Source organism: Acinetobacter sp. 226, from assembly GCF_048147925.1.
Classification (GTDB): Bacteria; Pseudomonadota; Gammaproteobacteria; order Pseudomonadales; family Moraxellaceae; genus Acinetobacter; species Acinetobacter pecorum.
This window is the reverse complement of record NZ_JAYWYX010000060.1, coordinates 1-4,315: the sequence shown is the minus strand read 5'-3', so window position 1 is coordinate 4,315 and position 4,315 is coordinate 1. Positions and strand designations below refer to the sequence as shown.

Below are 4,315 nucleotides of genomic sequence, written 5' to 3'. Positions count from 1 at the left end.
GAACTCGATCAGAAACACAGTGGAGAAATCGAGCACTGGCGCGAACACTTTGCCGATATCTGCAATATGCACCTGGACATGGCCGGATCTACCGCCCGGGTCGACCACCGCAGCTACAAAGACCAGGAGAATGGCCTGGAAGCGACCCTGCACGAAGGACCGAAAGTCACCGAACTACGTAGAAGAGGCATCGAAACCGAAATCAGCCGAACCAATGATGAGATTAAAGAAAGAAATCAGGCTCAGCTGCAATACGGCAAAAATATGGACCTGCTGATTGCTGAAAATGAGATAAAACTCAGCACATTGAAAACAGAACAACAGACTCAGATCGAAAATAGCGCTAAAACGCCACCAATTGACGAAAAAGCCCTGTTTGAGCAAAAACAGAGGGAAACCCTAGTCAAACTGCTACAAGGCAAAATAAGTACAAAAGAGACGAATCTAGACCTAGATTTTATGCAGGATGTTCTTAAAAAGGCAGAAAACACCCTGGGCAAGATGCAAAAGCATAAAAACGAGTTTAGTCAGCAGCTGGCCCAAGACATCGTGAAAAACGGACTCAAACAAAGTCATGACAAATTGCAAAGCCTGGTGGATCAACATAACGAGTTAGATCAACACAAGCCCTTGCTGTTTGGAAAAAAAGCCTGGGAAGCCCAACGTGACGAGATTTATCAGGAACACAAAAAGCTAAAAGGTCAGCATGAACACCAGAAAAAACATGGTGTGAAGGATTTATTGGACAATGAAAAGTTCAAAGAACATGCCTGGAAGCAGTACCAACAACAACATCCGGCCAAAGCCAAGCAATACCAAACTCTATACTCAACCTATCAAGTTATTAAGAAATGTGTGAATGAGATCAAAGCAGAACAACAAATGAAACTCAGACAAGAACAACAGCTCAAAGCACAGCAACATGCGCCTAAAATGAAATCTCGTGGCATGAGTCGATAAACAGAGCGAGTGTCTACGAGCGAACTGAGAAAATTTGCCCTTTCCTTTCCCTGATTACAAGCTCCCTATCCATCAATCACCTGCATTGCAGAGCATCCCGAATGGGTGCGAACTTTCCAAGTTTGATCCCTAAACCGAGCGTAGCGAGAAAAAAAGCTCATGAGCGAAGCGAATTCCGAGTTGCTTTTGCTTTTCTAAAAGTCACGAAAATATTAACCAAAAATTGCCCCGACGAATCGAGCGAAAGCGAGATTCAATAGAGTTTGAGCGAAGCGAAAACCAAGGGCAATTTTTCAAATTTCCTTTTTTAATTATTTTTAAATATTTTAAATCTTTTCAGCCCTCTGTATGCCTTTAGTAGCAATGGTTTCAGCATTTAAATATGACGGATTGACTACTAACTATGACGGATTGACTACTAACTATGACGGATTGACTACTTAACTATGACGGATTGACTACTAACTATGACAAGTATATATTTGTCATATATTAAAAATTAAATGGTTTTATTTTGGATAAGAATCAAGTTGTAAAATCAAATCAAGTTATAGAAGCTTCATATCAATTAAGTGCCGTAGAGCAACGTATTGTCTTAGCAGCTATTTCACGTATTCCAAAGAATCAACCCATCACAGATGATGAGTTATACCCAGTGAGTGTTAATGAATTACAGCTCCTAGGAGTACACGAGAAAACAGCCTATAGAGATTTAAAAGAAGGGATTAATAGACTTTATGAAAGGTCTATCAACCTCTCTGTGGACGATAAATCTATCAAAATGAGATGGGTACAAGAGGTTCAGTTTTTAGATAGTCAAAGTGTCATTGGTATTCGCTTTTCAAAACCAATTTTGCCTTTTATATCCAACCTAAGTAGAGAATTTACGAAATATGCTCTATCTGATATCGCAGGTATCAACAGTGGGTACGGTATCCGTATCTATGAGTTACTGGTGCAATACAGACAAATAGGTAAGCGTGAAATCTCTGTTGATAATCTACGAACCATGCTGGAACTAGGTAAAAAGTATCCGTTATTTGCTGATTTTAAAAAAAGGGTAATTGATACTGCTGTAGATCAAATAAATGAATACAGCCCTTTACGTGTGACGTATGAGCAGAAAAAAACAGGTCGTAAAGTTACTCACATTACTTTTTCTTTTAAAGAAAAAACAAAAAGTATTGGTCAGGAAAGTACAGACATACCGAAAGAGTTCTATAAGTTAACAGATGCTCAGATAAACATGTTTGGTAATCAACTATCGCGTCTACATGAACTTTCTCATCTAGCACGTGAGGGTGAGAGCTATGAAATATTAGCTTCAAAAATCAAGGAAAAACTTAGAGATCCAAAACAACAGAAGCAGTTTTTACCTTACTTACGGAACTTAGGCTTCAAACCTTGAGTGTATTGAAGAATACACTTATTGTATTCTTCAATACGTATCTTAAATACACAGTAATACACTATGAAAACAAGTACAAAATACAGTGTTAGTGATGCTGCCACACTGTATAAAAAATCTAGAGCGACACTTTATAAAGATATAAAAAATGGGGTATTAAGCCGTGATCATGATGGTTTAATAGACTTTTCAGAATTATTGCGTGTATATGGTGAACCGTTTTCTGGAAAGCAGTCAAAACGTATTGATACGTCTCTAATACAGAATCTGGATACACCCGAATACACTGATAAAACAGTAGTAGAGTTAAAAAATCAGATCGACTTTTTAAAGAAACAATTAGAAAAAGCAGAAGATAGAGAGGCTAAAGCTAATGCTCGTATCGATACGCTTCTTACACTAATTGAAATGAAGCCACCTAAAGCTAGTAGTGAACCTAATAAAGAGAATATTGAAAGTAATATTTCACCAAACCCAACTGATATGGCAACAAATATTCAGTTAAAGCAGGTTAAAGAGGACGGATTGACTACTCCAGAGAACAAACGTATCCCTGTTTCAGAACATGTTGAGCCTGAACCTAAAAAGAGGGGCTTCCTGAGCCGTTTTTTCCTTCCTTATGGTTAGCCAGGACTCCAATTTTTTGATGAGCCAAGTTCAGTGCAAGCACATGAAATAATGACTCATCAAAAAACCGGATGAGGTTTATTAAAACTGAACAAAACCGTGGAACATTGATCAATTACTGAGCGTGGAACACGAAAAATCACTGAAACAGCCTAAGAGAGCGTGCTTAGGCTTTTTTTACATCAATAAGACATTGTTTTAAAAAGAAAATTTTTTCGCGTTTCGTATAAGGTGTATTATGTTAATTTTAGAAGAAATTAAGAATTATCCAATTGAAATTAAAAAAAATATATATTTATAATTAAATGAACATCCAAGTTAAGAACTAAAATGATAAGAGACGATTTAAAAAAATATCCTAAAGCGATATGGGTACATTTTTATAAAAACCGTATAAGTTTGATGGCAGAGAATGGCATGGCCAAAGCAACTGAAATTCCTAAATCACCTTATGATCACCCAAGAATGATTTTGGCAGATTTTGAAAGCGCTACAACAACATTAAAAGCTTTAATGAGACACCATTCTAACGGTTTATCTTTTTTCAAGTTTACAGCTCCTATTACTATTGTCCAAATAATGGAGCCGATACAAGGTAGTTTAACTAAGATTGAAATACGAGCTTTTAAGGAGTTATTTTTTAATGCTGGTGCAAGAGAAGTAAAGCTATATGACCTTGATGGAAATTCTATTGAAGAATAATTTTACAAGCCCTATTTAACATAATGGCTGTTATAAGAAATGAAAAAGCCTAGACTCGGATCTAGGCTTTAAATTTTAAAAAATACATAAAAATTAAGGCGATAGTCCCAATTTTTTAGCTTCGTATAACGTGTATTATGTTAATTTTAGATATTATTTAAAATTGAATAAGGTATTAAGGTGTGTATAAAAAAACTCTATTTATTATACTGACTCTATTTTTTTTATTTTTTAGTCTATTTTTTTGTTTTAAGTTTATGTCGGAATTTATCGTAATACCTTATTTATGGAAATTTTATGGGAAATATCTTATTGTACTACTGATCCCAATTTTTGGATTTTTTGAAAATCTTTTAATATGGCAACGTGTTAATATTATTCACAATGGTCAGATAATAGCCCCCATTTCTCTTGGATTACTATTTGGATTAGTTATTTACATAAGTTTATGATTTTTTATAAAATATAAATAAGATTGGGCTGTTCTTTATAGAGATTTTGATTATCCATTTAACATAATGGTGCTTATACGAAATTAATGTGTAAGCCCAAAATAGAAATGTCCGGTTTCTCCAAAGTAAAAATGTCCGCTTTTAGAATATGCACTTTTGCAATTTC

Annotated in this window: 4 protein-coding genes; all 4 read left to right on the top strand. The window is 35.4% G+C overall.

All coding sequences use genetic code 11. From position 1 onward, the window contains the following. A partial coding sequence (locus VXP95_RS15275) for a MobA/MobL family protein (RefSeq protein ID WP_416712343.1) occupies positions 1–960 on the top strand: 960 nt, incomplete at its 5' end. Between the two features lie 514 nt (positions 961–1,474). After that, a complete protein-coding gene (repM, locus tag VXP95_RS15270; protein WP_004734502.1) occupies positions 1,475–2,368 on the top strand; it encodes a replication initiation protein RepM in 894 nt (297 codons plus the stop codon). A gap of 63 nt (positions 2,369–2,431) precedes the next feature. Next, the gene (locus VXP95_RS15265; RefSeq protein WP_416712342.1) at positions 2,432–2,995 is read left to right on the top strand and encodes a plasmid replication DNA-binding protein; all 564 of its coding nucleotides are present in this window, start codon (positions 2,432–2,434) and stop codon (positions 2,993–2,995) included. A gap of 330 nt (positions 2,996–3,325) precedes the next feature. After that, the gene (locus VXP95_RS15260) at positions 3,326–3,697 is read left to right on the top strand and encodes a rod shape-determining protein (RefSeq protein ID WP_416706397.1); all 372 of its coding nucleotides are present in this window, start codon (positions 3,326–3,328) and stop codon (positions 3,695–3,697) included. The last annotated feature ends 618 nt before the right edge of the window (positions 3,698–4,315 follow it).

What these genes read in the sequence shown, in the direction of transcription:
- VXP95_RS15260 (WP_416706397.1), top strand. Translation starts at nt 3,326, where the DNA reads ATGATAAGAGACGATTTAAAAAAATATCCTAAAGCGATATGGGTACAT.
- VXP95_RS15265 (WP_416712342.1), top strand. Translation starts at nt 2,432, where the DNA reads ATGAAAACAAGTACAAAATACAGTGTTAGTGATGCTGCCACACTGTAT.